The organism is Streptomyces sp. sk2.1 (genome assembly GCF_008120935.1).
Classification (GTDB): domain Bacteria; phylum Actinomycetota; class Actinomycetes; order Streptomycetales; family Streptomycetaceae; genus Streptomyces.
In genome coordinates this window covers 1-4,184 of the sequence record NZ_RDBO01000018.1, presented here as the reverse complement: position 1 = coordinate 4,184, position 4,184 = coordinate 1, and the positions used below count along the sequence as shown (strand labels likewise).

3 protein-coding genes, 1 rRNA gene and 1 pseudogene are annotated in these 4,184 nt (G+C 70.9%); 3 read left to right on the top strand and 2 right to left on the bottom strand.

Features of this window, described 5'->3' with window-relative positions; genetic code table 11:
• Positions 1–844, top strand: a pseudogene (locus EAO76_RS03400) (type IV secretory system conjugative DNA transfer family protein); the annotation flags it as partial.
• A gap of 166 nt (positions 845–1,010) precedes the next feature.
• Here EAO76_RS03400 and EAO76_RS03395 read toward each other — a convergent pair.
• On the bottom strand, positions 1,011–1,571 hold the full coding sequence (locus tag EAO76_RS03395) for a GNAT family N-acetyltransferase (protein ID WP_148833173.1): 561 nt from the start codon (positions 1,569–1,571) through the stop codon (positions 1,011–1,013).
• A 261-nt stretch (positions 1,572–1,832) separates the two neighbouring features.
• On the opposite strand from EAO76_RS03395, the gene EAO76_RS03390 reads away from it, so the two are divergent.
• Positions 1,833–3,170, top strand: coding sequence for a histidine kinase (locus EAO76_RS03390; protein ID WP_262375261.1), 1,338 nt, complete (start codon positions 1,833–1,835; stop codon positions 3,168–3,170).
• A gap of 19 nt (positions 3,171–3,189) precedes the next feature.
• Entirely contained in the window at positions 3,190–3,855 is a 666-nt protein-coding gene (locus EAO76_RS03385) for a response regulator transcription factor (protein WP_148833171.1), read from the top strand.
• An 88-nt stretch (positions 3,856–3,943) separates the two neighbouring features.
• Here EAO76_RS03385 and rrf read toward each other — a convergent pair.
• Positions 3,944–4,060 (bottom strand): 5S ribosomal RNA (rrf, locus tag EAO76_RS03380).
• Positions 4,061–4,184 lie beyond the last annotated feature (124 nt).

Genomic DNA, 4,184 nt, shown 5'->3' with positions numbered 1-4,184 from the left:
CGTGATCACCTCCGACCCCACCGTCTGGGCCGAGACGAAGGACGCCCGCGCCAAGCTCGGCCCGGTGCTGGTCTACGACCCGGGCCACCTCTGCGACACCCCCGCCCGGCTGCACTGGTCCCCCACCGCCGGCTGCGAGCAGCCCGAGACGGCCGCCGCCCGTTCCACCGCCCTGCTGGCCCCCGTCCGGCCGCAGGCCCGTATCGACGCGGCGACCGCCGACACCGCCGAAACGCTCCTGCGGTGCTGGCTGCACGCCGCCGCCATCGACGGCCGCCCCTTCCGCCAGGTCCACCGCTGGGCCCTCGGCAACAGCGCCCACGAGCCGGTGCGCCTGCTCCGTACGCACCCCAAGGCGGCCTCCGGGTTCGCCGGACTGCTGGAGTCCGCACTCACCTCCCACCCCGAACGCCGGGAGATGGCACAGGAGTTGACGGTACGCGCCTTCGCCGCGCTCTCCTCGGTCCACATCCGCGAGGCCTGCACGCCGAACCGCGCCGATTCACTGGTGCTGGAATCTTTCGTGGCCGAAGGGGGCACCCTCTATGTGGTGGGTGAGCCGATCGAGGACCCCCGCTCGGGGCCAGGGGCCATGCCCCTGCTCACAGCACTCGCCTCATACGTGGTCGAGCACGGCCGCCGCTCGGCCGCACGGTCGACCGACGGTCGGCTCGACCCACCAATGACGCTCGTGCTCGACGACGTCGCCGCCGTGGCCCCGCTCCCCCGGCTCCCTGAGCTGCTGGCGAACGGTCAGGCCATGGGCCTGCCGGCCCTGGTCCTCCTCCGCTCCCGCGAACAGGCCCGCGCCCGCTGGGCCCAGGAGCTCACCGCCCCGCACTGACCCCCGSCCGACGCGGGACAGACCGTACACAACGCGCGTAGATAATGACCCAGGAGCCACACCCGGCAACACCCCTCCCGGGTTTCGATCTGGTGACCAACCACTGTCACACCCGGGTGCGACAGTGGACCCATGACCCACCGACCCACCCGATCACACCGACCGCTCACGCCACCCGGCCCACCGCGTGCTCCAGTTCGCGCTTGGACGGATCGCCCGGCATCGGAACCGACTTCCCGGTCGCCACGAAGCCGATCCGCCGGTAGAACGCCGCGGCCCGCAGGTTGTCCTCGTGCACGTACAGCCGCACCCGCTCGATCCGCGGCTCCTCCAGCGACCAGGCCCAGTCCATCCCGGCCCGGAACAACTCCTCGGCCAGACCCCCGCCACGCGCCTCGGGCCGTACGAACACACCGACCACATGCGCCTGGTTCACCCCGGCCGCCTCCCCGAACCGCGCCTCCGCGTCCGGCCGTTCGATCAGCACGGTGATGCCGCCCTCCCACCGCCCGTCGGGCGCGACGGCCACGAACTGCCGCACGTCACCGCTCCCGTCCTCGGAAGCGTTGCGCGCCCGTTCCTGCCAGAACTCGTCGGAACAGGCCAGGCCCTGCTCGTACGTCTCCAGGAACGCGATGGCCGCGACCGGATCCCGCAGCGCGGCCAGTCGCAACTCCTTGACCCGGTCCCATTCGTCGGCGCGCACAACTCGAATCACATGTTCCATCCGCCGATCGTGCCCCTGCCGTCCGACCTGCGCAAACGCTATTTCGCCCTGCCCATTCCCCACTCGGCACGTCCCGGGCCCGGTGTCGTACCCCGGTACTACGCGCACCGCCATGCCCCTCCCCGGGGCCGATGCCCGCCACGGCCCCGCTCCGTAGCCTCGATCGCATGACCAGGGCGTACGAACTCACCAAGAGGTACGGCGATACGACCGTGGGGATGGGCGCGTGACCCGGGCATGACGAACAGCGAGGATGGGCGCGTGACGCACGACGACCGGAGCCGGGGCCGGAACACCGCCCCGGGCCCCACCCAGCTCACCGGTCACATACAGCGCCTGCTCCAGCACCTCCGCGCGTTCGACCGTCGTCGGCCGATGATCTGGAACGGCCTGCTGGCCATGGCCTGGGTGCAGTTCGCCGTCCTCGACGTCACCTCGGGCGGCTGGCGCACCGTGGCCCTCGACCCGAACGTGTCGGGGACACTGGTCCTGGCCATGAGCATCGCCTTCTCCGCACCCCTGCTGTGGCGGCGCACGCACCCCCTGGCCGTGCTGGCGTTCATGGCCCCGGTCTCGTTGGTGAACGCCTGGTCCGGTGCCGTCGTCCAGGCCGCGCACCTCCAGGAGATCGTCGTCTTCAACATCGCGCTGCGGCTGCCCGCGCGGGCCCTGGCATGGGCGGGCACCCTGGTCCTCGCCCCGCTCCTGGCCGGCGCGGTGCAGCACCCGCGCAGCTGGGACCCGCTGATCGTCCCCCACGTCTGGGCGTTCACCCTCGCCGCGCTGCTCGGGATCGTGGTCCGTACCCGCAAGGAGTACACCGAGGCCCTCGTCGACCGCGCCCACCGGCTGGAGCTGGAGCGCGACCAGCAGGCCCGACTCGCGGCCGCCGCCGAACGGACCAGGATCGCCAGGGAGATGCACGACATCATCGGCCACAACCTGTCCGTCATCACGGGCCTCGCGGACGGCGGCGCCTACGCGGCGGCCAAGAGCCCGGAACGGGCCTCCCAGGCGCTCGAAGCCATCGGCACCACGAGCCGCCAGGCCCTCACCGAGCTCCGCCGCCTGCTCGGTGTCCTGCGGGACCACCCCGTCGAGGCCGACCGCGCCCCGCAGCCGACCCTGGACGACATGGCCGAGCTCCTCGCGGGCGTCCGGACGGCGGGCCTCCCCGTACGCCTGCACACCCGCGGCACGCCCCCGCCGGTCCCGCCCACCGCGGGCCGCCAGCTGACGGTCTACCGCGTGGTGCAGGAGGCCCTGACGAACACCCTGAAGCACGGCGGCACCGCCCCGCCACCGACCGCGGAGGTCACCCTCACGTACGGGGCCGCCGAACTGGAGGTCCTGATCACGGACACGGGCCGGGGTACGAGGCCGGGCACCACCACGAGTACGGACACAGGTACGGGCACGGGCACGGCGACAGGTCCGGCCGGTCATGATCGCGGCAACGGTGGGCAGGGCATCGCCGGGATGCGCGAACGGGCGTCCCTCTACGACGGCACGCTCGAAACGGGCCCGAGGCCGGGACCCGCACCCGCGCCCGGCTGGCAGGTGCGGCTCCGACTCCCCCTGGAAGACAACCCCTCGTGATGCTGGAGGAAACCCCCTCGTGACGACCGTGCTCATCGCGGACGACCAGCCGATGCAACGCTTCGGTTTCCGCATGCTGTTGGAGAGCCAGGACGACATGACCGTCGTCGGCGAGGCCGGGAACGGCCACGAAGCCCTGGAGCTCGTCTCCCGGCACCAGCCGGACGTCGCGCTGATGGACATCCGTATGCCCCTCCTGGACGGCATCGAGGCCACCCGGCGCATCGTCAGGACCGGTGCCCGCACCCGCGTCCTCATCGTCACGACGTTCGACCTCGACCAGTACGCGTACGACGGCCTCCGCGTCGGCGCCAGCGGCTTCCTCATCAAGGACGCGCTGCCGGAGGAACTCCTGGCCGGCATCCGGGCCGTGGCCGGTGGCGACGCGGTGGTGGCCCCGAGCCTCACCCGCCGGCTCCTGGACGCGTACGTGCAGCACCTGCCGGCCGTTCCCGGCGGCCCCACCACGCCGGACCCGCGCATCGCGTCCCTCACCGAACGGGAGCGGGAAATCCTGACCGTCATCGGCAGGGGCTGGTCCAACACCGAGATAGCCGCCCGGCTCCATCTCGCCGAGTCGACGGTGAAGACCCATGTCACGCGCATCCTCGCCAAGACGGGGTCCCGCGACCGGGTCCAGGCGGTCATCCTGGCCTACGACACCCACCTGGTGACTCCGGCCTGAAAACAAAAAAAACCGCCGGAGGGCGGTATCGGGTGGTGAACGCAGAAGAGCCCCGCACCATGAGGTGCGGGGCTCTCCCGGAATGATTGTTCGGCGGCGTCCTACTCTCCCACAGGGTCCCCCCTGCAGTACCATCGGCGCTGAAAGGCTTAGCTTCCGGGTTCGGAATGTAACCGGGCGTTTCCCTAACGCAATGACCACCGAAACACTATGAAATTCTGAACAACCGGTGACAACACAGCCGTTCGTTATTTCAGAACAAACACAGTGGACGCGAGCAACTGAGGACAAGCCCTCGGCCTATTAGTACCAGTCAGCTCCACCCGTTA